Origin of the sequence: Comamonas testosteroni, from assembly GCF_030505195.1 — a bacterium.
GTDB classification, from domain to species: Bacteria; Pseudomonadota; Gammaproteobacteria; order Burkholderiales; family Burkholderiaceae_C; genus Comamonas; species Comamonas testosteroni_G.
Genome location: NZ_CP129672.1, coordinates 5,686,539 through 5,710,725 on the forward strand (window position 1 = coordinate 5,686,539; position 24,187 = coordinate 5,710,725).

The 24,187-nt window shown below is 52.5% G+C and carries 26 protein-coding genes and 1 pseudogene; 16 read left to right on the forward strand and 11 right to left on the reverse strand.

All coding sequences use genetic code 11. The features are described 5' to 3' along the window. Nucleotide 1: 1 nt before the first annotated feature. From QYQ99_RS26340 to QYQ99_RS26365, 6 genes are all read right to left on the reverse strand, one after another. Nucleotides 2-1,792 (reverse strand): hypothetical protein, encoded by a 1,791-nt coding sequence (locus tag QYQ99_RS26340; protein ID WP_302090691.1) that lies wholly within the window; start codon nucleotides 1,790-1,792, stop codon nucleotides 2-4. Further along, nucleotides 1,789-2,466 carry a TcpQ domain-containing protein gene (locus tag QYQ99_RS26345; RefSeq protein ID WP_302090692.1) on the reverse strand — a complete coding sequence of 226 codons (678 nt, stop codon included), beginning with the start codon at nucleotides 2,464-2,466 and terminating at the stop codon, nucleotides 1,789-1,791. Before QYQ99_RS26345 ends, QYQ99_RS26340 begins: the two co-directional genes overlap by 4 nt. A gap of 134 nt (nucleotides 2,467-2,600) precedes the next feature. Next, nucleotides 2,601-3,182, reverse strand: coding sequence for a lytic transglycosylase domain-containing protein (locus tag QYQ99_RS26350; protein WP_003055011.1), 582 nt, complete (start codon nucleotides 3,180-3,182; stop codon nucleotides 2,601-2,603). Nucleotides 3,183-3,189: 7 nt separating this feature from the next. Then, a complete protein-coding gene (locus QYQ99_RS26355; RefSeq protein ID WP_302090693.1) occupies nucleotides 3,190-4,116 on the reverse strand; it encodes a hypothetical protein in 927 nt (308 codons plus the stop codon). Continuing rightward, on the reverse strand, nucleotides 4,089-4,661 hold the full coding sequence (locus QYQ99_RS26360) for a hypothetical protein (protein ID WP_302090694.1): 573 nt from the start codon (nucleotides 4,659-4,661) through the stop codon (nucleotides 4,089-4,091). The genes QYQ99_RS26355 and QYQ99_RS26360 overlap by 28 nt, the downstream gene beginning before the upstream one ends. Beyond that, a complete protein-coding gene (locus tag QYQ99_RS26365; protein WP_302093278.1) occupies nucleotides 4,658-5,419 on the reverse strand; it encodes a DsbC family protein in 762 nt (253 codons plus the stop codon). The genes QYQ99_RS26360 and QYQ99_RS26365 overlap by 4 nt, the downstream gene beginning before the upstream one ends. A gap of 216 nt (nucleotides 5,420-5,635) precedes the next feature. Between QYQ99_RS26365 and QYQ99_RS26370 the strand changes: the two genes are divergently transcribed. The 4 genes from QYQ99_RS26370 (at nucleotide 5,636) to QYQ99_RS26385 (ending at nucleotide 10,676) form a co-directional block, all read left to right on the forward strand. Beyond that, the gene (locus QYQ99_RS26370; protein WP_302090695.1) at nucleotides 5,636-6,604 is read left to right on the forward strand and encodes a tyrosine-type recombinase/integrase; all 969 of its coding nucleotides are present in this window, start codon (nucleotides 5,636-5,638) and stop codon (nucleotides 6,602-6,604) included. 262 nt (nucleotides 6,605-6,866) lie between these two features. Beyond that, complete coding sequence (locus QYQ99_RS26375) at nucleotides 6,867-8,252, forward strand: DNA cytosine methyltransferase (protein WP_302090696.1); 1,386 nt, start codon at nucleotides 6,867-6,869, stop codon at nucleotides 8,250-8,252. A gap of 244 nt (nucleotides 8,253-8,496) precedes the next feature. Next, nucleotides 8,497-9,993, forward strand: coding sequence for an AAA family ATPase (locus QYQ99_RS26380; RefSeq protein ID WP_302090697.1), 1,497 nt, complete (start codon nucleotides 8,497-8,499; stop codon nucleotides 9,991-9,993). Nucleotides 9,994-9,998: 5 nt separating this feature from the next. Further along, the gene (locus QYQ99_RS26385; protein WP_302090698.1) at nucleotides 9,999-10,676 is read left to right on the forward strand and encodes an HNH endonuclease; all 678 of its coding nucleotides are present in this window, start codon (nucleotides 9,999-10,001) and stop codon (nucleotides 10,674-10,676) included. Here the strand turns inward: QYQ99_RS26385 and QYQ99_RS26390 are convergent, their stop codons facing one another. After that, nucleotides 10,677-11,495 (reverse strand): SprT-like domain-containing protein, encoded by an 819-nt coding sequence (locus tag QYQ99_RS26390; RefSeq protein WP_302090699.1) that lies wholly within the window; start codon nucleotides 11,493-11,495, stop codon nucleotides 10,677-10,679. It abuts the gene before it with no gap. A gap of 85 nt (nucleotides 11,496-11,580) precedes the next feature. Here QYQ99_RS26390 and QYQ99_RS26395 point away from each other — a divergent pair, with 85 nt between their 5' ends. The 3 genes and pseudogenes from QYQ99_RS26395 to QYQ99_RS26405 form a co-directional block, all read left to right on the forward strand. Continuing rightward, the gene (locus QYQ99_RS26395) at nucleotides 11,581-11,796 is read left to right on the forward strand and encodes a type II toxin-antitoxin system VapB family antitoxin (protein ID WP_302090700.1); all 216 of its coding nucleotides are present in this window, start codon (nucleotides 11,581-11,583) and stop codon (nucleotides 11,794-11,796) included. After that, nucleotides 11,796-12,182, forward strand: coding sequence for a type II toxin-antitoxin system VapC family toxin (locus tag QYQ99_RS26400; protein ID WP_302090701.1), 387 nt, complete (start codon nucleotides 11,796-11,798; stop codon nucleotides 12,180-12,182). The genes QYQ99_RS26395 and QYQ99_RS26400 overlap by 1 nt, the downstream gene beginning before the upstream one ends. Nucleotides 12,183-12,303: 121 nt before the next feature. After that, a pseudogene (locus QYQ99_RS26405) lies at nucleotides 12,304-12,600 on the forward strand (IS3 family transposase); the annotation flags it as partial. A 39-nt stretch (nucleotides 12,601-12,639) separates the two neighbouring features. On the opposite strand, the gene QYQ99_RS26410 reads toward QYQ99_RS26405, so the two are convergent. Next, nucleotides 12,640-13,826, reverse strand: a protein-coding gene (locus QYQ99_RS26410; RefSeq protein WP_302090702.1) for an IS3 family transposase whose coding sequence is annotated in 2 segments (ribosomal slippage) — nucleotides 12,640-13,547 and nucleotides 13,547-13,826 — 1,188 coding nt in all. Because the reading frame shifts where the segments join, the coding sequence is not laid out codon by codon here. A gap of 73 nt (nucleotides 13,827-13,899) precedes the next feature. On the opposite strand from QYQ99_RS26410, the gene QYQ99_RS26415 reads away from it, so the two are divergent. Both QYQ99_RS26415 and QYQ99_RS26420 read left to right on the forward strand, forming a co-directional pair. Further along, a complete protein-coding gene (locus QYQ99_RS26415; RefSeq protein ID WP_302090703.1) occupies nucleotides 13,900-14,355 on the forward strand; it encodes a glutamine amidotransferase in 456 nt (151 codons plus the stop codon). A 68-nt stretch (nucleotides 14,356-14,423) separates the two neighbouring features. After that, the gene (locus QYQ99_RS26420; RefSeq protein WP_302090704.1) at nucleotides 14,424-15,119 is read left to right on the forward strand and encodes an aspartate/glutamate racemase family protein; all 696 of its coding nucleotides are present in this window, start codon (nucleotides 14,424-14,426) and stop codon (nucleotides 15,117-15,119) included. Between the two features lie 56 nt (nucleotides 15,120-15,175). On the opposite strand, the gene QYQ99_RS26425 is transcribed toward QYQ99_RS26420, so the two are convergent. Together QYQ99_RS26425 and QYQ99_RS26430 are read right to left on the reverse strand one after the other, a co-directional pair. Beyond that, nucleotides 15,176-16,336 (reverse strand): IS30 family transposase, encoded by a 1,161-nt coding sequence (locus tag QYQ99_RS26425; protein WP_302090705.1) that lies wholly within the window; start codon nucleotides 16,334-16,336, stop codon nucleotides 15,176-15,178. Between the two features lie 289 nt (nucleotides 16,337-16,625). Then, on the reverse strand, nucleotides 16,626-18,299 hold the full coding sequence (locus tag QYQ99_RS26430; RefSeq protein WP_302090706.1) for a phosphoethanolamine transferase: 1,674 nt from the start codon (nucleotides 18,297-18,299) through the stop codon (nucleotides 16,626-16,628). A 251-nt stretch (nucleotides 18,300-18,550) separates the two neighbouring features. On the opposite strand from QYQ99_RS26430, the gene QYQ99_RS26435 reads away from it, so the two are divergent. Next, a complete protein-coding gene (locus QYQ99_RS26435; RefSeq protein ID WP_182287045.1) occupies nucleotides 18,551-18,940 on the forward strand; it encodes a CzcE family metal-binding protein in 390 nt (129 codons plus the stop codon). A 79-nt stretch (nucleotides 18,941-19,019) separates the two neighbouring features. Here the strand turns inward: QYQ99_RS26435 and cadR are convergent, their stop codons facing one another. Beyond that, entirely contained in the window at nucleotides 19,020-19,466 is a 447-nt protein-coding gene (gene cadR / locus QYQ99_RS26440) for a Cd(II)/Pb(II)-responsive transcriptional regulator (RefSeq protein ID WP_080944588.1), read from the reverse strand. A 76-nt stretch (nucleotides 19,467-19,542) separates the two neighbouring features. Here cadR and QYQ99_RS26445 point away from each other — a divergent pair, with 76 nt between their 5' ends. The 6 genes from QYQ99_RS26445 (at nucleotide 19,543) to QYQ99_RS26465 (ending at nucleotide 23,916) form a co-directional block, all read left to right on the forward strand. Next, nucleotides 19,543-21,774, forward strand: a complete 2,232-nt coding sequence (locus tag QYQ99_RS26445; protein ID WP_003055024.1) for a heavy metal translocating P-type ATPase — start codon at nucleotides 19,543-19,545, stop codon at nucleotides 21,772-21,774. A gap of 59 nt (nucleotides 21,775-21,833) precedes the next feature. Then, complete coding sequence (locus QYQ99_RS26450) at nucleotides 21,834-22,016, forward strand: hypothetical protein (protein ID WP_003069802.1); 183 nt, start codon at nucleotides 21,834-21,836, stop codon at nucleotides 22,014-22,016. After that, entirely contained in the window at nucleotides 21,947-22,096 is a 150-nt protein-coding gene (locus tag QYQ99_RS28425) for a double zinc ribbon domain-containing protein (RefSeq protein ID WP_367185891.1), read from the forward strand. The genes QYQ99_RS26450 and QYQ99_RS28425 overlap by 70 nt, the downstream gene beginning before the upstream one ends. Before the next feature lie 182 nt (nucleotides 22,097-22,278). After that, nucleotides 22,279-22,662 carry a flagellar basal body rod protein FlgB gene (gene flgB / locus QYQ99_RS26455; RefSeq protein WP_003069800.1) on the forward strand — a complete coding sequence of 128 codons (384 nt, stop codon included), beginning with the start codon at nucleotides 22,279-22,281 and terminating at the stop codon, nucleotides 22,660-22,662. Between the two features lie 133 nt (nucleotides 22,663-22,795). Then, entirely contained in the window at nucleotides 22,796-23,536 is a 741-nt protein-coding gene (locus QYQ99_RS26460; RefSeq protein ID WP_302090707.1) for a phosphatase PAP2 family protein, read from the forward strand. Then, nucleotides 23,503-23,916, forward strand: coding sequence for a diacylglycerol kinase (locus tag QYQ99_RS26465; RefSeq protein ID WP_099737953.1), 414 nt, complete (start codon nucleotides 23,503-23,505; stop codon nucleotides 23,914-23,916). Before QYQ99_RS26460 ends, QYQ99_RS26465 begins: the two co-directional genes overlap by 34 nt. The last annotated feature ends 271 nt before the right edge of the window (nucleotides 23,917-24,187 follow it).

The following is a 24,187-nucleotide window of genomic DNA, read 5'->3' on the forward strand; positions in this document are numbered from 1 at the left end:
CTCAGTTCATGAGCACAGGACGAACCACAACGAGGAATTCCTCACGTTCCAGGCTTTGCGCGTCAGAGCCGCCAGCGAGCAAACTCCAACCTTCAGCCAGACGGCGGCGGTGGTCTTTGGCCTTGTAGCGGGCCATGCCGGTGAGGACCATTACTTGGCCAGCCTTGAGCATGACCGTCGATTGATCGTCGATGCCTGACCTTTCGGGGTTTTGGACCCTTGAGATCGAAGTTCCCTGGCCCGAGGTCGTCTCAGTCATCGCCACCAGGTTTGTCATGCTGATGCCGAATCTCAACTGCACTGAGCCGTCGTCCAGAATCGCCGGCTGGATCATGTAGCGGTCGCCTGTGGTCACATTGGCTGTCTTCATGCCCACTGACCCTGAGCCGGCAGCAGTGGAGGTCGATGGCAGCGTCTCAGACACGTATGAACGGTCGTTGAGGTTGGTCTTTCGAGCCCATTGGCGGTTCATCGCCTGCATTTCAATGGGGCGATGCTGGATGTTGGTGCCATACTCGTTCAGCGCCTGAATGGCCGCCTGTGAGCCTCCCCAGCGTGCTACCGTGCCGCTGTTCGGGTTGCCGCCATTTGCCAAAGAGAGGATCGTCATCCCGAATTGGCCAGCCGTGTCGCCCACCAGCGAAGTGGGCGAATCAATGGTGGCGCCCCATTTGGAGGTCAGCGAATTGAGCACCACGCCCCAGTTCACGCCTTTCTCGTCGCCGTCTTTCGTCGTGATGGAGTAGATATCCATCTGAATGCGGACCTGGCGTTTCAGCGACTCGTTCTCGGACTTGACCACTTGGCGAATGCGCTGCATGGCCTCCTTGGTCGTGGTCACGGCGAACCTACCGGTACCCTGGTTGACGGCGATGGATGATCCGGGGACTGCAGCCACCATCTGCTGCAGGCTATTCATGAATGAATTGAAGATGTCCAGTGATCCAGCTTCGTCGATGCGGAAATTGGACTGGGAATTGCCGGTGGCGCCGGTGGTGCTGCTTGCACCCGATGTTGAGCCGCCTTGCAAATTCATAGCAAAGTCCTTGCTTCCTTCAAGAGCGGCGATCTCAAAGGTTTCGGTGACGTAGCGCTCAATAATGATCACGCCATCGCGATACGCATAGGACAGTCCCAGCCTGGCTGTTACGAACTCGGTGATGCCGCGCGGCGTGTTGTTCTTCCAGTCCATCTCAACCGTGTCGAGCATGAGGTTAGGACCAGGGCGTATGACCTCGACGTTCGCCTGGCCAGCAGCGGCCAGAGGTGCTGGCATGCTCATTCCTGCAACTGTGGCGGTCGCGGGCTTGGCCGGCTGGGCGGTGCTTGGGCTAGAGGCGACTGCCGATGACGCCGGGCTGTATACGTCCTGCTTGATGCGAAACGGAACACCCGTGATGCGGGACATGCGTTCGGCCCAAACTGCGAGGCTGACCTTGCCGCCAGTGCTTTTGTCTTCAAAGCTGATGAGCTTGAAGGTTTCATCGAAGATGGCGGGAAGGGAGTCTTCGGAACTGATCTCGATCATCTCGGAGCCGATCCATGGACGCGAAGCACGGCGCGCAACGATGGGCGAGAGCTGACGGGCGGCCGCTGCATTTGTGGCAGCCTTGTGGCCCTGAGTGGACTCTTCTACGCGCAGGCTCCGATTCATGACACCTGCGGCCTCCATGGAGCTGTCAATGTGACCACGAACTTGCTGGGTGACTGCGGGCGAAACACATCCTGCGAGCAGCAGAGCAGAAACGAGGGCCGTGGGTACGACGCTGTGCTTTAAGTTGGCCAGAATCATTGGGTGCATTCCTTGTCTTGCTCGCCACGGCGGGTGATACGGGCCAAGGGCGGGTTATTTGGGTAGAAGCAGACATCGAGCGGGTATTCGCTCGCTTGAATGCCTGGTGACGACAGAGCGGCGGTCACGGCCTGCTCGAATGGCATTTCGTAGGTCTCGGGGCTTCCGATCACGACATGCTTTCGCGCATCCCAGCGCACGCGATAGCCGGCTTCAGCGGCCCAGCGTGTGAAGGCCTTGTTCAGCGTTACGTCCTGGAGCTTGAGCTCCCAGCGACGTGCAGGCTGTCCAGAGCCGTCAGTGAAGGAGGCTTTCCAGTGTTGGCGGGCCTGGTCCACCCACGAGCCCGAGCCTGGAGCTGCGTTGGTTGTGAACAGTCCCTCAATCTGCGCGCGCGATGGTGCGCTTCCCTGTACCACTGCAGTGGCCACCGCTGTAGTCGGCGCGCTCGCGGCTACTGCCTCCAGCTTGGTGCCAGCAGCCGTTTCCGTGAGCTGAAGCTTGATCCCTGGGGGGAGTTGGCTGTTGACCGTCGAGATCAGATTGGCGACCGTGGAGCCACCTGCCTGTTTGACGGACACCTGAGTGTCCAGTGGTACCGCACTCGTGAAGGGGACGCCCAGCCGATCTGCCAGCAGTTGAGCCAGGCCTTGGGCCTTGTCCTGCCATGTCACTTCGATTTCTGATTGCAGGAGCGTTGATTTGGCGGATGCGTCCGCTTTGTCCTGCGCCAAGGTCGGCCAGGCAGTAAGCGCGACGGCGACAATCACTGCGCATCGTCCTAGGTGATGAAATTTCATTGCGTTCCTCATTTGCTTGCTCGGGCCATGGCGTCTGCCCAGGCAAACTCGCGGTACAAAGCGAGAACCATGGGGACGTAGGCTTGTGTTTCGCGGTACGGCGGAATGCCTTTGTGCTTACGCACGGCGCCAGGGCCGGCGTTGTATGCGGCGAGTGCCAGCTCCCAGTCTCTAAACTCGAACCACATCTTTCGCAGGTAAGCTGCGCCGGTGGCCAGCCCAAGCTCGGGCTGATACAAGTTCACCTTTGGGTCCTGCAAGCCCTCGCCACGGGCTGTATCTGGCATGACTTGAGTGAGACCGAGCGCACCTGCAGGCGATCTCGCACGCGAGTTGAATTGGCTCTCGATAGCCACGAGAGCCATTAGCAGCGCAGGCTCCAGTCCGTAATGAACAGCGATCGCGCGAATGGCCGGCTCGTGCTGCCAATAGTTGCGGAGCAGTTGCTCACAGTGGGCAGACCTGGAATTTCCGCGAAGGCAGTCGTAGGTCGGGAGCTTTTTCGGCGGCACCTGGGCCAGGGACAGGCCAGGTGCAGCGACGAGGGCTGCTAATAGCAGATTGCGAGTGATGTGGGCTAGGCTAAACATCCGCGCCTCACAGCATCGAGAGGGCCAACAGCCCAATGAGCAGGGTTGTTGTGCCTTTCACGAGATAGTGCACAAGCTCGCTCGTGGCAACACGTCCCGAGGTGTAGCGACCGTAAAGGCCGCTGAAGGCAGTGGCTGTGACAAGAAAGAAAAACGCGCCGCTTCCTGCAAGCAGCATTTGCTTGAGGCTGGGCATCTGCATCCCGGAGCCCTGCAGGAAGCCTTGCTGCATTGCTGCCGAGACTTCCATGCATGCACCGGTGGCGTCTCGCGGGCAGCTGTTACCCCCCAACCCGGTGCCACCGTTGCCACCCGTGCTTCCAGAGCCGTTTCCGGGCGGGTTGGTGTTGCCTGGGTTGGTAGGTCGTCCATTGGCCATCCTGTCGGCCATGTCGCATATAGATGTGCCATTGCTGTCGGCAAAGCCACGGCAAGACCCCGAGTTAATCATTCGCTGGCAGTTGCCGATGCCAAGCTGCACGCAAGCGAGCACCAGATTCCCGTCGACGGCGCGCCCATCAAAAGTGCCCAAGCCAATCAATTGGCGGACCACGCCGGAACGCATGGCGTCGGCGGTCAGTTGGGACCAAGCATCGATCTGAGCCTGCAGGGGCAGTTGGCGATACTGTTCAGGTGTCACTCCTGCATACTTGGCGATGTTCGTCCTATTCATCTGCAGGACGCCATAGCAGCAGCTGCCGTTGAACGCGCTGGTGTTGCCGCCCGATTCGACGTTGATAGCAAGGTTGGCCACAGCCTGCGCGTTCTGCTTTAGCCAGGCACTCGCATTTGGCGAGTTTTGAATGGCTTGGGTAATGTCTGCAGAGCTGACGATGGCGGCCAAAGCCACGGCTGGCAATAGCCACACAAGCTGGGATAGTCGCGGGAAAAAGCGGCAGCTCATGTCTAGCTCAGGCGCATAGCGCGATTGCATGCGGGAATGACTTTGCCGAACTGCCATGCCCGGAATCGAATCGTCAGGGCTGGCTGGGTCTGCTCTATGCGGTACTCGACGCGGTTCTGCGATCGGTCGGTATTGGCGTACAACATGCAGTAGCCGGGGAGTTCAATGGCGCGCAGTCCAGGTCGAGGCGGCCAAGCGATGATGCGCATGGTGCAGACGCTGTAGATGTCCATGGCTGCCGTGCCATTTGGTGCATCCAGGCAAAGTGTGTTCCCGGCAGCAGCGAACATGCTGAAGATGACTTTGCCCTCAGCGGTTGCGGTGTCACCCAGCAGCGCGAACGCAGGCATGCGCTTTCCTGCACTGCCCAGTCGTGGAGCGGAAAGCTCTGTTGCCCAAACTGTCTTGAGGATCTCCCGGTCCTCCGCTGTACCCGTGGACGAAAACACCGAGCTGTCGAAGACGACTTCTCGCATGGTTTCCCAGGACTGCGCGTGAGCGTTTGTCGCCATGGCAATGGCAAGCGCAGGGAATAGGGCAGAAATGAGAGGGCGAACGGAGGCGGGCGCGATCATCGTTGGTCCGCCTTCAAACGCCCGCCACGCTCCAACTCCTCCATAAATTGCTCGGGCGGTGTGGCGCCAACCAAGCGCTTGCCGCTTGCCAACACCACGGTGGGCGTGTTGTTCATGCCATAGCGCTCACCGAGCTTGAGGATCTCTACCAAACCATCGGTGTTGCACGACTCGGGCAATTGCGGCCGTGCGCCGTCCATGATGGCTTTCCACACGCCGGCACGGTCGCGTGAGCACCAGGCCATCCGTGCAAGAGATTGACTTCGCCGATCAGTGATAGGGAAGATGAAGCGATAGATGGTCACGTTGTCGATCTGGTCGACGAACTTTGTGAAGACTCGGCAGATGGGGCAGAACGGGTCTTCGAAGAGCGCCATCACACGGCTTCCATCTCCGTGCACTTCCTTGATCGCGTGCTGCAGGGGAAGCTTGTTGAATGGAATGACCATCCGCTTGTCTTGTTGCAAAGCGGTCAGGTCTGTTTTGCTTTTTAGATCCATTAAAGAACCGCCCACAAAACTGTAACGACCCGTTTCATTCACATAGAATATTTCCCCTTCGGAAATCACCTCATAAATGTTGGTGAGCGGCGTTGTATTGATTTGCTCTACACGCACCGCTCCGTTCGTGTTTGCGTTGACGCCGGCCTTGATCTGCGCCGCAACCTTCTCTGATACGTCTGCAGCTATTGCTCCAGCCGTCAGGCCAACGAACAAAGCCGCGGCTGCGGCAAGCCTGCCTCTCACTACGCGAGGCATTGCTTTGATATGTGATTGCTTTTGCATGGACCGCACTTTATGGAGCGGTCGCCGTTGCCTCCAGCGGAAACCGTGCGTTACATACATCACGGTTTCCGCTTGACATATCAATTCCGAATTGATCTATATTTTGAACTGTCGAGGTGTGTGTCTCGCCAGCCAAAGAAGGCGCCGATGAGGCGGCTTCTTCGTGCGGGCATTCACACGGGTAGATGAATGAATAATTTGCTTGTTGCCGGCACGATGGATGTTCCCGCCGGCTGGGATTTCCGTTTTGGAGATTTTCTAACCGATCTATTTTTTCAAGAGGGCCTTGCAGAAAGCACTCTTCAGGTCCTCCAGATCCAGTTGCGAGCTTTCAACGCATGGCTGTTGGAAGCGACCGGTCGCTCGTGGGAACATGCTTCGGTCGATGACCTGCAGGTATTCCTACTTAGCTGGAAAGACACCAGATCTGTTTCGGCAATGCGTCTCAAGCAATGGATGCTGCAGCGGCTGTACCGCTGGGCGAAAGAGTCGGGCATCGTGGATCTTGGCGTTCACCGCGCGCTGCTGCCACTTCGCGGGGGCTTGCGTCGCCCACGTCGCCCACCATCCAGTAACGCGATCGCTAAGCTGATGGAGCTACCGGACACGAAAACTGCCAAAGGCATGCGAGATCGCGCAGCTTTGGAGCTCCTTTATGGATCTGGGCTACGTGCAGGAGAGCTGCTGAACATTACGCTCGATCAGGTCCCCGCCAGCGGCAAGCCCCTGCAGATATGGGGGAAGGGGAGCAAAGAGCGCTTGGTTGTCGTTGGAGAACATGCCAGGTATTGGATTGCACAATACAAAACGGCACGACAAGTGATCCTTGAAGCCGGAGGCCATGGCAAAAGATCCACATCCAAACTGTTTGTTAGTAGCGGACGCTATCCAGATTACCGCTACTACCAGTTGCGCAGAATGGTCAGCCGGTACGGTCGCGAATGCGGCCTTCGGTTGACACCCCACGCATTGCGACACGCCTTTGCGTCGCATCTGTACCAGGGGAAGGCGTCTCTGCACACTATCCAGCTACTACTGGGCCATGAGCATCAAGAGACGACTGCGCACTATGTCTCTATCTTGCATGAGGATATCCGGGCCATGGCGGATCAGCATCATCCACGCAGCGCGAATTTCGAGCGCTATGTGCGTTGGTAGTCTTGTACCGTTGAGGCCGAATGGGTAGCATTGCTGCGTTTTCGACGCGATTGAGCTTTTGAGAATCGCAGGGCCCCAGGCTCAAAGCACTAACTGCTGCTTTGTCAGCGCATCAGCCGGCCTAGCGCCACTCCTTCACTTCTGCATTGATCCATCGTTGCAGAAGCTTCTATTCCAACCCGGACAGGGAACTATGTTTCCTTGTCCGGTGCTGCTTGCGCTGGGTAACGACATGGTTCCTCGTCCATTTCCGAGGACATCCATGAAAGCCTATGAAGTCACAAAAATCGGCCAGAACAGAGGTGCTCCGCGCATCTGGCTCGAAGGCATGAAAGCAAAGCTTGCGGGGTTCCTACCTGGCAAGCGTTTCAATATTCGCAAAGACGATAGCCGCAAAACCCTCGTGCTAGATCTTTGCCCGAACGGTGAGCGCGTGGTGTCGCGCAAGAGCAAGGCTGGCCAAGTAATTCCAGTCATTGACCTTAACTCTTGTGAGTTGCTGAAGCTGTTTGAGGGACTGACCTCCGTTCGCATCATCGTTCAGCAGACACGTATTGTTATCCTGCCTTCACATGTGGAGTTGGCCAAGCAGGAGCGACTGGCCCGTGTGCAAGCGCAGCTGCAATCAGGCGAGCCGCTCACAATTGGCTCACTGTCGCATGGGGGAGGGGTGCTTTCGCATGCATTGCACAGCGGGCTTCGCGAGGCCGACATTCCGGTGCGCTTGGCGTTCGCCAACGAGATCCGCGCTGAGTTGCTGGAGCATGCGCATCAAGCAAATGATTGCTGGGATGCTTCCACTGTGCCATTGGCAGCACCGATGCAGCACCTGGCCTTTGATAGTTGGGCCATGGATCATCTGCCCAAAGTTTCGATTTTGGAGGCAGGCATTCCGTGTTCTGGTGCTTCGACCGCTGGTCGTGGCCGTAATGGAGCAGGGCATGCGGAGGCGCATCCTGAAGTCGGGCACCTGATCGTGCCCTTACTCGCCATCGTGGCCAAGGTCCAACCGGCCGTAATATGCGTCGAGAATGTGCCTGGCTACAAGAACACCGGCAGCATGTGCATCCTGCGCAATTTCCTTCGGGATTTTGGGTACGTTGTTCATGAGACCCAAGTGGATGGTCATGACTGGAACTCCATCGAGAACAGGTCGCGATTAGGCGTAGTTGCCGTGACGGAGGGTCTGCAGTTCTCGTTTGCCGACTTGCGGCGTCCCGCAAGGCTGGAGCAGCCTATCGACACTATCTTGGAGCACGTTGATGACGACGATGAGAGATGGTCCGAGATGGCTGGCTTGAAAGCGAAGCAGACGAGGGATTTGCTGGCCGGCAAGGGCTTCAAGATGCAAGTGGTTCAAGGGACTGATACCTCGTGCCCAACCCTTACCAAGGGCTACTCCAAGGTGCGGTCTACCGACCCCAAGCTGAGGCATCCTTCAAACCCTAAGTTACTGCGGCAGTTTCTACCCACAGAGCATGCGGCAATGAAGCAGGTTCCAAAGAGACTGATTTCAGGACTGAGCGCGACCAAAGCTCATGAGGTCTTGGGCCAGAGCATTTGCTATGAGCCCTTCAGGGCCATAGGCGCGTGCATTGGCGAAATGCTCACCACGTTTCACAGATGCTGCACAAAAAAATTGTGCTAACGCATCATCCATAGTGCAGCTTGCGTATCTTAAATAACTGGCCTGAGCTGTCTAAGGACAGCCAGGCCATTTTTACTCAAGTTGTTCTTACATCGTGCTTGATTAGAAATTGCGTATCTAAGAAGCGAGTTCCAGTATCCTGTGCTGGAAATTTTGGAAGCGGGACGGAATTCGGCTATCATTCAAACCTGTTTCAGGTTGTATCTGATATATAAAACTTTTGTATTAATTTCTTTATTCTCACATGTCAAAATATCTGCAGTCTTTGGAAATAGTGAACTTTCGTCAATTTGAAAATAGAAGGCTGACGTTTAAACCAGGCTTTAATTTACTTGTTGGAGAAAATGGTGCTGGCAAGACGACTATCCTGAGGGGGGTGCTAGCAGCACTTGGCAACGGACCACGCTTAAAAAAGGGCGAGAAAATTGTGGACCGTGATATTGGTTTGTATCAGGACTATCTCACCATCGAGGCTCAAGTTAATAGTCCTTTTCACCTAACTTCATATTTTGGATACACGAAGGAATTAGGTAAATCGAAAGCAACTAGATATAGTAGTGAAGAACGCCCGCTAACCATATTTTACTCATCAACCGAAGCAGTCAGTTCGGAGATGAAATCGATGACTCCGGTGCATGACCGTGGTGTACCTAGATTATCATCTGTTCTTAATACCGAGGAATTTCTCTATCGTACTGAAATGGAAATGACACAGGTAAATAGAGAAGCTTCAAAGAGTGATAAACGATTCGGAAACAGTAACTCGGTTAGGCAATTCGTTAGGAATGTACTCAAAAGATTTTCAGCAGAGATAAGTGATTTTCATTGGCGATTCATCCCCATTGATTGCTCTATTGCCATCCCAGAAGAAATGAAAGGCGATGTGGTGCTCTCTACCAAAAATAGGGAGAATTTTCGAAACTTTGCATTGCGTTGGTTTCAGGAAGAGTCCGCATTAAACAAAGATTTCCTATGGCCAGATGATGAATATGTATTTTTGTCACCATTTTCTGATGAGAATTCAAGTTTGCCAAATGCCTATCGTTTATTGCGTGACTTTGGAGAAAGGGCGGGGCTAGATCCTACTTTAATAAAAATGTTGTCTCAGTGTTCTTTGGCAGTAAGATTAAGGCCGCGAATACTGGTTCAACGGGGTGAGCTTGTAATGCTGCTTGACCAACTGTCGGACGGTGAGAAGCGCCTATTTACACTATTCGTGGATATTGCACGGCAGCTATCACTTAAGTATAGTAATGAGGTTGAAAATTTCGGCAATGGCTCTGCTATTGTTCTTATCGATGAAATAGATGTCCATCTTCATCCCAAATGGCAGCGCTTGATCGTTCCAGCACTCGAAGAATTATTTCCCAGATGTCAGTTCATCGCTACAACACATTCGCCATTTGTAATTCAGGCGACCGACCGGGACAAGATTATTCCAATTGATCCATCGCAATATGATATTTCGTTAGATGGTGGAAACAGTATTGAAGACATAATTGAAGACATCCAAGGCATCCCTCTACCGCAACGAGGCTGGCGTGCACAGGAATTGAGCCGTGCCGCAAAGAGATACTTTAGATTACTTGAACTCAATGCACTTGGTGAGGGGAGAGTAAATCCGATGGAATTGATAGAAGCTCAGAAACTATACCGAACGGCAAGTGAACCATTTTCATCTGATTCCGCGGTTGATGCATTGCTTGAAATGATTGTGGTTGAGAGAGCGAGGAATAAATGAGGCCAGTGACCAAGGGGGCAGCGCCGAAAATTTATAGGGAATATGGCGACGCAATTAATGATCTAGAAACTAGGTTGGGACGCTATTGCAGCTACTGTGAACGTCAGATTCTTTCAAACTTGGCGGTAGAACACGTCTCCCCCAAGAGGCATGACCCATCCCGAGAGAAGGACTGGAACAACTTTCTTCTCGCCTGCTCTAGCTGCAATTCTATTAAATCGGATACTTTAACGAATGATGATGACTTTCTCTGGCCAGATAAAGATAACACATTGCTAGCCATAGAGTATTTGGAAGGTGGAATCGTGAAGCCTTCTAGGAATCTGAAACCTGGCATCGAATCTAAAGCCCTTGCTCTAATAGAGTTGGTGGGGCTCGATCGTCATCCAGGAATGCCTAATGGAAAGAAGCCAGCAGATAGAGATAGTCGCTTTGATGATCGTAATAAAGCCTGGGAATTGGCACAAGCTACCCGTGAAATGCTGAATACTCGATCAGATGATATTTCTCGGTGGGTTGCTGTTGAAACGTCCAAAGTTCGTGGATTTTTCAGCATATGGATTGAGGTCTTCAAAGATGACGAAGACATGTGTCGTCGATTAATTGAAGCCCATGAGGGGACTGCCAAGGACTGCTTCGACAAAAAATGGCGCCCGAAAACTAGAAAAGGGGGACATATTTGATCATTGACCCGCAAAGCTCTGCCTGCACTCGCCACAGATCAGTTTGAGGCTAGGCTTTCCCCACACTGAGACCGGATTCTTGCATCCGCTGCAGCTGTATTTCACCCGATTCGATTTGTTGGCGGTCGTAGTAAGCAATCCGTCTTCCCCTGCAGTGGCGGCAACCACTGAGCCTGTGGGCTTTACAGCTTCGGCGAGGGCAGGGATGCTGGCCATTGGAGGCTTGGTTCCTTCGATGCCTTGAATGTGGTTGGCCATGCTGGCTTGGCCAGCGATTACATGATCTGCAGAAGGGAAGCGGTCGTACCAGCTGAGCGTGAAATTTGCGGTCAGCAGATCCTGACACGCAGCCAGGAAGCTGCCACCCGCGACGGCATAGTCCGCCATGCAATCGCCTGTTCGCGCACCGCCAGGCTTTCCAGTGGAAGAAGGCATGAGCCCAATGCTCTCCATCTTTCGCGCCCATTCCTCGTTGTGATAGCGGCCTCGGCCTGGCTTGCCAAAGTGGTACTGCCACAAGTGCGTCATTTCATGAACTTGGGTCTGGAGTGTTTCGATGATCGGTACCACAGCAAAGTAGGTCGGATTCATCGCAATCTCGTCGGTCGTTGAGCCGTCCACCGAGGCAAAGCGGGCAGCCGAGAAATATCCGAAAGTCCGTTTTTCCCGCTGCAGCGTAATCAGGCAGCTTGGGAGCTGCCCGTCAAACAGCCGCTCGTTGAAATGGTCGTAGGCCATCTGCAGCTCGTTGTAGGTTTCCTGCGTAGGTGCCAAGCGGGGTGAGGGCACAAGGTCTAGCTGGTTTGGCTGATCGGTCATATTTGTATTGTGCAATACAAATCATCATTTACAAACATCCCGCCTGATGCGAAAATGCATCAGATTTGATGTTGAAGGAGTAGCCATGAGATCGACCTTTACGATCGACGACGAAGTCGTGAACCGTGCCCGCGCTGTTGCAGCGCCCGGTATTGCTGTGCCTGAACTGGTACGCCTGGCACTTGAGACCTTCACGCGCGTCGAGGCAGGCAAGCGCTTGGCTGCCCTGGGCGGAAGCGCGCCAGACATGCATGATGTGCCACGCCGTGGCAGCGCGGCAGATGCCGAAGGCTCTCGCTGATGCCGGTGTCCGTTCTAGTCGATACCTCGGTGTGGGTGAGGCATTTTCGGGAGGCCGACATTCACCTGCGGGAGCTCCTGGTGCAAGACAGCGTGCTGATGCATCCCATGGTGCATGCAGAGTTGGCCTGCGGCACGCCGCCAGCGCCGCGTGCCGATACGCTTGCAGCTCTGGCCATGCTGAGACCGAGCCAGGAAGCATCAATTCCCGAGACTTTGGCCTTCCTTGAAAAGAACAAGCTATTCGGTAAGGGCTGCGGCTTGGTCGATCTATCGCTGCTGGCCTCGACGCTAATCACACCGGGCGCTTTGCTTTGGACTGCAGATCGACGCCTTGCAGAGTTGGCCGCTCAGCTTGGCGTGGCCTATGCCATACCAACGCATTGAGAGTCGGGGAAGCCCTTCTTGGGCTCTCGGATAAGCAGAGACTGTTGATTTCCACCCAGAAGTGACCCACTAGCCCCCGGTGGGGATGCGGATGAAATCTTGGACTACTGAGAGGTAGTTCATGTATTCATACGAAGATCGAATCCGCGCGGTGACGCTCTACATCCAGCTAGGCAAACGAGTCGCGGCAACCATTCAGCAGTTGGGTTATCCCACCAAGAATTCGCTCAAGGGGTGGTGCCGCGAGTACGAGCAGGACCGGGACTTGAAGACCGCGGTTGTTCGCCCGCCGAAGTTCACCACTGAGCAAAAGGCTCGGGCCGTCGAACACTATCTGATGCACGGGCGCTGCGCGGCTTTCACCATCAAGGCTCTTGGCTATCCCGGGCGGGCCTCTCTTCACGCTTGGGTTCAGGAGTGATGTTGCCCCTATTTTGTGGAGTTCTTAGCTCCCTGCTTACGCTGCCTTTTTGCGCTGTGCCTCGTACCAGCGTTGCTCGTATTTGATAGGACTGAGGTAGCCCAAGCTCGAATGCAGCCTGCGGTAATTGTAGAAGGCCATCCAGTTCATGATGGTCTGACTTGCTTGGCCACGGGTAGTGAACCGCTGACCGTGTACGCAAGCGGTCTTCAATCGTCCCCAGAAGCTTTCGATGGGCGAGTTGTCCCAGCAATTGCCTTTGCGGCTCATGGATGAGCGCAATCCCCATCCGGCTAAGGCAGCCTGGAAGTCACGACTGCAATATTGGCTGCCCCTGTCGCTGTGGAAGATGGCTCCTGGCTCAGGGCGTCTACGCCACCACGCCATTGCCAATGCGTCCTTGACCAAACTGGTTTGCATGTGGGGCTGTAGACTCCAGCCCACTACCTGACGGCTGAACATATCAATCACAGCAGCTAAGTACAGCCAGCCTTCATCGGTGGCGATATAGGTGATGTCGCCACACAGAAGCTGGTTGGGTGCTTGCGGCGTAAAACGCCGCTGAACCAAGTCTGGGGCCACAGGCAAGCTGTGCTTGCTGTCCGTGGTCATGACGAACTTGCGCTTGGTTTTAGCTCGTATGCCGTGCTCGGCCATCAGCGTACGTACCCGCTCTTTACCAATGCGCAGACCTCTAGCTTGCAGCTCTTTTTGCATGCGAGGCCAGCCATATTCACCTTTGACCTCTGCATGAATGGCACGAATATGGGCCAGCGCCAACTCATCACTACAGTGGCGTGGGGCCTTACCACCGCAATGCCTCCAGCGGAAGTAACCACTGCTGCTGACTTGCAAAACATGACAAGAAACAGCAATCGGATAGGTACCCTTCATTTGCTCAATCCAGGCGTACCTCGCAACACGTCCTGCGCAAAGTACGCCGCCGCTTTTTTTGCAATGTCACGCTCCATTCGCAAGCGTGCAACTTCGGCTCGCAGGCGACTTATCTCCATTTGCTCTGGGGTGACCTTATAGACAGCACCATCCGCAACACCAAGTTTGAGAGCACCTGCTTTTGCCTGTCGCACCCAACTGCCCAAGCTGGCCTTAGGTATGCCCAACATCTCGCACACCTGCGTTTGAGACTGCCCGCTTTGCACCAAGCGCACCGCCTCCAGCCTAAATTCCTGTGTGTACGCCGCACGCACTTGCTTTGCAACCATTTCTTAGCTCCTTGTCTACATTTTGGACAAAGCTAAGAACTCCACTTTTGGGGGGCAAGGTCAGGAGCAAGAAATGCCACTCATGGGAGTTTGCTATGGACACCAGCTCATGGCTCATGCACTGGGGGGAGTGGTGGACTACCACCCCGACGGCAGAGAAATGGGAAGTCTGGAAATCGAACAGCACGCAGTGGCTGCGCTGGACCCCTGGCTGGCAGGTTGCCCGCCACTCTTTCATGCCCACCTAACGCATCTTCAGACCATCCTACGTCTGCCCGCAGGAGCCAAAGCGTTGGCACGCTCAGCCCACGACCCCCATCAGATTGTTCGCTACGGCCCCGCCGCAGTGTCGATGCAGTTTCATCCAGAGTTCACGCCAGAAGTCATGGCCGCCTGCATCAATGCGAGGGCACAGGTGCTTCGCAGCGAAGGTCTGGATCCAAGGGACTTGCTGCAAAGCATTCGTCACACACCCACGCCGTTAACGCTGCTCAGGCGCTTCATCGAGACGCATGCAGGCCCGCTCTAGCAGGCAATGCATCTGTCCGGCCCATCCCCTATGGGCCAGCACCAAGAATTACCTCCAGGAAAAGCGAAATGAAGAAACTTGGCCTCATTGGTGGCATCGGCCCGGAATCCACCGTGGCGTACTACCGCAAGATCATCCTCGGAGTTCAGGCTCAGGCAGGCAAGGAAAATCTGCCCCGCTTGTCCATCGAAAGTCTCAACGCTTTCAGAGTGTTCCAGCTCTGCCGCTCACGCGAATTTGACCAGCTTACCGAATACGTGCTCAGCGCAATCCACAGCCTGGCCGCGGGTGGCGCAGACCTAGTGGCATTGACCGGCAATACGCCCAACATCGTCGTGGACCGAATACTCCCGGTGTCACCGATTCCCATCGTCAGTGCAATTGATGCAACCTGCAACGCAGCACAGAAGCGAGGGGCACAAAGGGTCGGTTTGCTGGGGACGGTATTCACCATGACAAATACCTTCTTCAAGACACCTTTTGAAGACAAGGGCATAAAAGTCATCGTGCCCAGTGAATCTCAGATCGCGCTCATCCAGGCAAAAATTGAGGCAGAGCTTGAGCACGGTATTGTCAAAGAGGACACTCGTCAGGAGTTCATTGCCATCATTCAGGATTTGCAGCAGCGTGAAGGTATCGACCACGTAGCACTGGCTTGTACCGAGCTACCGCTGATCCTGAGTGACAACAACAGCCCTGTGCCCTGTCTCGATACCGTTGAGATCCACGTAGAGGCTTTGGTCCAAGCCGTGGTATCGAGTTGAGCCAGCGGCGAACATCTCCCATCTGTGCTGGTGAGTGGCTGCATTGGGTGGCGAATTCAACCGGTCAATGCAACACATTCGCTGAACATCTCCGCGGGTGTACGGAAGTCGAGCGTCTTGCGCGGCCTCTCGTTCAATTGTCTCGCTATCGCGTTGAGTTGATGCTGTGACAGCCCTGATAGGTTCATGCCCTTGGGCATGTACTGCCTGAGCAACCCATTCGTGTTCTCATTGCTCCCCCGCTGCCATGGGCTTTGCGGGTCGCAGAAGTAAACTTGGATGTCCGTAGCCAGGGTGAATTGCTTGTGCGCATGCATCTCGGTGCCCCGGTCCCAGGTCAGAGATTGGTAGAGCTCCTGTGGCAGCTTGCGGGCATTCTTTATGAGCGCGTTGACGACCGTCTGCGTGTCTTTGCCATTGAGCTTCACCAACATCACGTAGCGCGTTTGACGCTCGACCAGCGTCGCGATCTGACTGTTGCCACTGCCAAAAACCAGATCGCCCTCCCAATGCCCAGGCACAGCTCGGTCTTCAACGCACGCCGGACGCTCACGGATCGTGACTGCATCGGCGATCTGGCCATGGATAGCCGTCTTCTGCGTGTAGTGCCGTGAGCGGCGCATTCCGCGAGTACGTCTGAGGTGTTCCAGCAGCTCCTTCTTCAAGGCACCACGCGCTTGAATGAATAGACTGCGGTAGATGGTCTCGTGTGACACGTGGTAGCTCTCGTCGCAAGGATAAGTCTGCTTGAGCCAACCAGCAATCTGCTCCGGCGACCACAGCATCCGTAACTTGTGGGCCACGGTTTGGGCCAATGCGCGGTTCGCAACGAGTTTGCAGCACTTGGGGCGCCTCCCTCGGCCCCACGCAGCTGCATCTGCCTGGTTCGCCCGGTAGCTATTGCAGCCCCCATTGCGCTTGATCTCCCGGCTGATTGTCGATGGTGCTCGTCCCAGTCGTGCAGCGATGGCCCGAATCGACGCTCCCGCCACGATGGCTCGCGAGATCTCTTCTCGTTCGGGCAGTGTCAATGCGGTTGCGGCCCGCGATCGTTGGGCGGGACGGATTCCACCTGTCTCGGCCAGGATTCGATGGATCGAAGAGTGGGTGCGATCAAAGAGCTTACCGATCTCCTGCAAAGTCCAGCCTTGCTTCCAGCGCTCCCACATCAGCGCCTTCTGGCTGTCCGAATAGTAGATTCTGGGTCGCTGCTTCATTTGCAACACTCCTGCCGCCTATGCGGTGGTTAGTGTGTTGCAACGACCGGTTGAATCCGCCGTCGTGAGCAGTCCTCGATCGATATCTACTACCGGCCAATTGCGGTCTTCTGGCTGGCACCAATCCACAGGCTATAGCTTTCAAAAACTCTGATGAATTCGCAACCTGAACAGCTACTCACATAGTTTTTTTAGTCGAGCTGCTTGTTTACATCCACAAGTGGATTTCTAGCTTGGGAGGCTGGCTTGATTGGCTAAGGTGTTCCTCAAACCAGCCTTCTTCCATATATTAGTTGCCAGTTATTGTGTCTTTTATAGGTAAGCTTGGGCTAATCCAGCTATAGCTTGAGTTGATAATGCTTCGGGAGGGGTCGTAACTATTCCAACGTAATGCCATTAGATCTGACATGGTCCAAGCGAGCCAGTCAGATCTAAATGGCCTATCGGAAATACTCTTAGAAGCCACATCAGTTCCCGTTGATGACCAAATTATTGTGGGTATTTTATAACCGGATGCAGTACTGGGACTGTGACCAACTTTATTTTTCTGATGACCAACCTCCTGCCCGTGATCAGATACGTAAATAACGGACTTGTAGTCCTCTGCACTGGATGGGGAACTTTTTAATTTTTCAAAGACAGATGCAACTACAGTGTCCTGATAAACAATAGCCGAGTCGTAATCGTTTCTAAATTGCTGAACCCACATTGAGCGTTCAGCGACCGACATTATTTTTGATACTTCATCATCGGGAAATTGAGGCTGCTTTTCTGGGTACCGGAGGCGATAATGAGGATGAGCCCCCAGCATATGTAGAATAATCAACTTTTGAGGATGTGGATCTTTAAGAGCTTCTTCATATGAAGGCAATAAAATCTCATCAAGTGAATTGCTAGATCTTCCTGGCTTATTATTTTCCATGGAAGCCACGTCGGCCATAGCTGCGTGCTTCTGCGTAATTGCAATATCGTCATGATTGCTTATCCACCAAGTCTTATATCCTGCTTCTTTCGCTAGAGCAATAATATTTAACTTCTTATCCGTTTCACCAGTTGTGAAGTTCATCATGCTATCGATGGCAGGAATAGTAGTTGCTTCCGTGGACCATGAATTACGAATAACTAGAAATCTATCACCTATGTCTTTCTGAAGCTTTTCAAGCATCGGTGTCGTATTCCTTGCGTAGCCATAAATTCCCATGTTATCTCGATTTATACTCTCGGAAATAACAAGAACCACGGTGGATTTATCTTTCCTGGCAATTGAAGGACTCTCACTTTTCGCCGACCTTTGTGCCAAGGCGCGCTCTTTCCCATATGACGCCCAGCTATCTTTCGTAATCTTTAAGGATTCAGATAAATTAGACCAAAAAATCAGAGGATTAATTCTTCTCCAAGGTTTACTGATGTACGAAACGGCTGAGATTAGGATAATGATGGATAAAGCGATCAGCTCAATTTTAGAGATCTTTGTTTTTTTTCTGGATCCTTTTAGAGATAACCAAAGGGCAATTCCCGCTGAAATTATTAAAATAATACTGGATCCACTGAAATCACGGATGTGTGTGGATATATAGCCTCCAATTTCCGATGTATTTGTGTTAGCAAGTGCACTTACCACCATCGTGCTATCTGGCGCAGCAGCGTACAATGAGATGAGATGTGCTCGAACTGCTGAGTCCAATAAAAACATAAGAACAAAGCTCCATACAAGCAATGCTCTAACAAAGTTCAATCTTGAATTGTTAATTGGAATCAGTAATAGCAATAGATTCGGTATAAGTAGAATACTTATCTGTAATATTTTTCTACCTTCATATCCTAGCGATGCAAAAACAATTTGCATCACAAGCAGAGAAATAATAGTTACCCATAGCTTATGGCGATCGGTAGTTTTTTGAAAAAACAAACCTATTCTTTGTCGGTGAAATTTAAGATTATCTTCGGATGCCGGTGCGCTCATAGAAATCCTATTAACCCTAATGGAAATATCGAAATTCGATTTGAAATAGGGGCACAGAACTCTATGTGTGCAATACCGACAGAAATCTGACATCCAGATTACATTTTAGTAATCAGGTTAATTTACGCTGTAGATTACAAAAGTATCATGTTGCAGACTATATTGCGTAACGTGCCTGTCTATATATTTGATGTGTCTGGGCAGAAAGGCGCTCAGACACTCTTCAAGTAATTGATCAAGGACTCTTCATCATGAAAACTAATCTCGCAATTCTGGCTTCGATCCTGCTGTCCTCAGCCACCGTCGTGATGACAGCATCGGCAAATGAAAGCAGTTTCGTCGGTCAGTCTGGAAGCACGACTGCAAAGACCAACTCGACTACACGCGGTGCAGACAAAACATTTGGACGAGCAGGTGCTGCGTCTCAGGTCACACGCGTTGTTGACACAACACGAAGCACTCAATATCTCAATCTTGTGTGTGGAGAGACGGTCGCGTTCACCAATGGTGGGGAACAGTTCATCTGGAAATTTGATGTGATGGGTCACAGGCCCATCGAGTTGTCGAAGATCGCACCTGCCGCGTTTGCAGGCAGCACGCTAAAGATCTACGTTGCAAACAATGAGCTCGAACGCCATTGAATGCTCCTCTTGTTTACCACAATAGAAAGCTATGAGCGCCTGCCGCATCCACTCGGTCAATTGGTCGGCGCATGGCTCCCTAGTGCGCGCCGTCGATATGGCGCTGGGGGCGAGTAGACGCGCTGCTTGTCGTGGAGCCTGTCTCCAGTCTTGAGAGAACGCCGCATTCAGAAAGCGCCTTTGGAGCGCTGCAGCTTGCACGAATGGTCTGGAGTTCAGTGAGGAGAGCATTCAGTTCCTGAATGCGATGAGTGACATGTTCTATGTGTGTGTCCAAGAGTGCATTGACTTCCGCACAGTCCTTCGCAGATGACTCGCGTAGCAAGAGCAAAGCACGTACTTCATCAAGTGTCATATCCAGTGATCGGCAGCGTCGAATGAAGGCAAGTTGGCCTATGTGCTCCGTCGAGTACATCCGGTAGTTGTTTTCAGCTCTAGCAGCCGAAGGCAACAACTTCTCGCGTTCATAAAAGCGAATGGTCTCAACCGCCGTACCAGTGACCTCAGCCAGTTCACCAATCTTCATGGACCACCTCGAAATGAGTTGACTCTATACCAACTACAGGGTTTTAAATTGCCACATGGTCAACAGGAGATCGAGTATGAAGCACCCAAACATTGATGACAACACGCTTAGTACCGCCACAACGGATTGCTGCAGCTCACACACTACCCCGAGCCCGGTGGCAGCTCCGTTGGATAGAGGGCTAACTTACCGCATTCCGACAATGGACTGCGCGGGCGAGGAAGCTGAGATACGTCGTGCACTTGAACCAATTCCAGGTATCCGGGGACTCCGATTCCAGCTCTCGCAGAGGACTCTCAAAATTGACGCGGACACTGATGCCCTTGCTGCCGCATTGTTGGCCATCACTGAAGCCGGCTTTGAGCCAAAGCTGATCTCATCAAACACGGCGGACTCAAGCCATGCGGCTGGAGATGGCCACGACCATGAGCTTGTGCGTGGCACAACTCCAAAGTTGGTCGCGGCGCTTGCTCTTGCTATCGCTGCTGAAGGTGTCGGCTACTTCGCGCCAGAAACCATGGCTTGGAAAGTCGCCGGCTTTGCGGTCGCCGCGATTGCGATTTGGCTTGCGGGCTTTGACGTCTATAAAAAAGGGTTTGGAGCACTTCGTCGTGGCAAGCTGAACATCAATGCATTAATGACTGTTGCAGTGACTGGTGCGTTCGTCATCGGTCAATGGCCTGAAGCGGCGATGGTGATGGCGTTGTATGCCATCGCCGAGGCAATCGAGGCGAGAGCAGTCGATCGGGCCCGCAATGCCATTCAGGGGTTGCTTGCGATGGCTCCGGACCAAGCATCGGTTCTCCAAAGTGACGGTAGTTGGCTAACCGTCGCAGTTGCACAAATCGCAGTGGGCTCGACGCTGCGAGTCAAGCCAGGTGAGCGCGTTCCTATGGATGGAGTCGTTCAGACAGGACAAACGAGCATCAACCAGGCCCCCGTAACTGGTGAAAGTATCCCCGTTGACAAGGCGGCGGGTGACCCAGTGTTTGCAGGCACCATCAACGAGTCTGGAACCTTTGAGTTTGAAGTTACTGCATTGGCCTCCAACTCGACGTTGGCGAGGATTATTCATGCCGTTGAGCAAGCACAAGCGACTCGAGCGCCTACTCAGGGGTTCGTTGATCGATTTGCTGCAATTTACACACCTGCAATTTTCGTTATCGCCGTCGTCGTAGCATTGGTAGGCCCCTGGCTACTCGGCTGGACGTGGATGCAGGCCGTCTATAAGGCACTGGTTCTGCTAGTTATTGCTTGCCCCTGCGCACTCGTAATTTCCACACCAGTGACGATTGTGAGCGGCTTAGCGGCAGCAGCCCGCCGTGGTATTTTGATCAAAGGCGGTATCTATCTGGAAGAGGCGCGCAAGCTTAAGGCAATCGCGCTGGACAAGACCGGAACAATTACCGAGGGCAAGCCGCGCCTTGTGGACTGGTCGTTGGTTGATGCCGCGAGCAGCCTTGATACCGCGGAGTCGGTGGCAGCAGCTCTCGCTGGCCACTCAGATCATCCTGTGTCGCGCGCCATCGCAGCGGGCCTGAAGCCTAACAACGCAGACATTCAGAACTTCACGGCACTTGCTGGACGAGGTGTGCAGGCCGAACTGAGTGGAACAGTCTATGTACTAGGGAATCATCGCTTGATTGAGGAACGTGGCCAATGCTCCTCAGAGCTTGAAGCCACGCTCAAGCGGCATGAAGAATCCGGCCGTACTGTCACATTGCTTGCCGACCCGGAACGAGTCATCGCACTGTTTGCAGTTGCCGACACGATTAAGGGCTCCTCTCGTGAAGCTATATCTGAATTGAAAGCGCTTGGTATCACCCCAGTCATGCTGACTGGAGATAACCAAGCCACCGCCTCTTCAGTAGCCAGTGAAGCTGGTATCGAGCAAGCACGAGGAAACTTGTTGCCGGAGGACAAGCTAGCTGCCATCAAAACGCTCCAGGGCCAATATGGACTCACAGCAATGACGGGCGACGGTATCAATGATGCCCCAGCGCTGGCCCAAGCAGACGTCGGGGTTGCCATGGGTGCCGCCGGTACAGATACCGCTATGGAAGCAGCCGACGTCGTCGTGATGAATGATGACTTGCGAAGGATTGCTGAGACAGTGAAGCTGTCTCGATCCACCCATGCGATCCTTTGGCAAAACATCACTCTTGCTCTTGGCATCAAGGCCGTATTTCTAGTCTTGGCAGTGTTCGGGAATGCATCCATGTGGATGGCGGTATTCGCAGATATGGGGGCAAGTCTCCTAGTTGTAGTCAATGGGCTAAGGCTGCTTGGAAAAGTGCCCAAGTCCTGAATTCGACAGAGAGTTTTCGTGTGCACTAGCTTGAATTGTGAGGATAGTTATGAGCTTTTTTGAACGCCTACTCGGAGGCCATCACCGATCTGGTGGCGATCATCATGGGAATGGTCATCATCAAAAACGGACACCCGCCTCCTACAACGATCCAGGAGTGTCCGGTGGGATCATTTGTCCTAACTGCCGAACTCAAAGCTCTCCCCAAGCACGGTTCTGTCAACAGTGCGGAAGCGGCCTAGCCCCCCAGGCCTGCAACGCATGCGGCGTGCAGATGGCGCTTGGATCGCGTTTTTGCTCAAACTGCGGAAAGTCTGCTTAGAACTTAGGGAGAGCAGATGATCGGCTGGGTGATCTCTGTTCTCCTGAGATCTTAGATTACAAGAAGGTGTCAGAAATGTAATCTTCAGACCATGTAAATGGCTGAATAGTGTCAAAAATGTAATCTTGCTGAGAGGACAACTTCGCTACCATTGAAGCTTCGAAATTTACTAGAAAAATCCTATGGATTCTCTTAGATTCGAGGATGCCGCTCTATATCTTAGAGTTAAGAGGATGGAAGTATTAGCAAGCAATATTGCGAATGCTGACACTCCTGGATACCAAGCGAAAGATATAGACTTCAAGGCTGCGCTTGAAGAGACGCAAAGGCAAATGCTGACAGTGCAGTCTACGAATAAGTCCCACCTTGGGAACATTGCTCCAACATCAATTGATCCTCAGATTGCATTTCGCCCTGTCTCTCAGAATGCAATGGATAGAAATACGGTTGATCTCGATCAAGAGAGGGCATCATTTACAGCTAATGCTATTCGTACACAATTCGCTATGAATCAAGCTGTCGATGAATATGTAGAGATGGGGCAAATGCTGTCGAAATTAGTTTAATTTTATTTAGTTGGTCATTCATAGAGCGCATTTATTTGCGCTCTTTTTTTAATTCTGGTAGTAGAAGAATAAAATTCGCGACAAAGTAGTTGCCAACTATTTCGTTGGTTGAAATAATGAATATTTTCAAAAAGTGACAAGCTGGAAGATGCCAAATAATATAAATAGAGAATTCTTTGTAAATCACTTACTGATTCCGATTACTTTCCTGGCGCTAATTTTTTATTATTTCATGTATCTTGGAGGGGACTTTTTCTTTGCCGAGAAAATATATGCCCTGCAGGGTTATGAATGGTCTTTGAATGATCATTGGGTTACAAACAAATTGCTTCATAAGGGTGGAAAGCATCTGAGCACCATAGCAATCGTTGTGATCATTGCACTGTATATATTTGTACTTACCTCCAGAAATGAGCAGCGGAAAAAATGGCGATCTCCACTGCTTTACTTAATTTTATCCAGTTTGGTCAGTGTAATTTTAGTGAGTCTTCTTAAAGTGTTGACAAATATGGATTGCCCGTGGAATTTAAATCAATTTGGTGGCGATCGCCCCTTTATCGGTCTTTTCGAGCACAGGCCTCAAGAGATGGGGAGCGGAAAATGCTTTCCGGCAGGTCATGCGAGCGCTGGCTATGCCTGGGTTAGTCTATATTTCTTCTTTAAGATGATCATCCCTAAGTATCGATGGATAGGATTATTTTTCGGTATCATGGCTGGATTGATATTCGGTATATCTCAACAATTGAGAGGAGCCCATTTTATTTCTCATGACATTGCCACAATTCTCATTTGTTGGCTGCTGGCTACTATTTTATTTATATTGTTTTGCATCAAGAAATATTGCGTGAAAAATGGAAAACAACTCGGAAGCTAGTATTTTTAATAATATTCAAAAAAAATAGGAAAGGACTTTCTAGAATCTGGCATGCATCAAAATACTCATGGTCAGGCATAAAGGATGCGTGGCTAGAGCCTGCATTCCGCCTTGCGGTAATATTATTTGTGATTTCGCTTCCATTGGCTCAATTGATTGGGAGATCTATGATGGAAAAATTGCTCCTGATCTCTTGTATCTGGTTTTTGATGATAGTTGAGGTAATTAATTCTGCGATAGAGTCCGCAATAGATAGAGTAGGACTTCAATATCACGAACTTTCCGGGAAAGCCAAAGATTTGGGTAGTGCCTCCGTATTAATGACAATTATTTTTTGTCTGATAATTTGGTCTTCTCTAATTTTTAAAAATATTATTTAATTATTTCGCCATAAGAGCAGGAACGAATCACAGGGATGCACCTCATGCATCGCTTAACATGCGTCTTCACGCTTACAGGGTGATGCCAACTCTTGTTCGTCGGAAAAAGCATCCAATATGTCCGCTCATGCCTCGCGAAGATTTCACGGATTTCTGCGCGCGGTGAGGCCGGCTGCTTTTGGCCGTGGCATTGTGTTGCCCGTGACGGAAAGACCGATGAAGGTGATCCTGCACTGAGCAGCAGAGCTTTAATTCGATGCAAAGTTTGCAA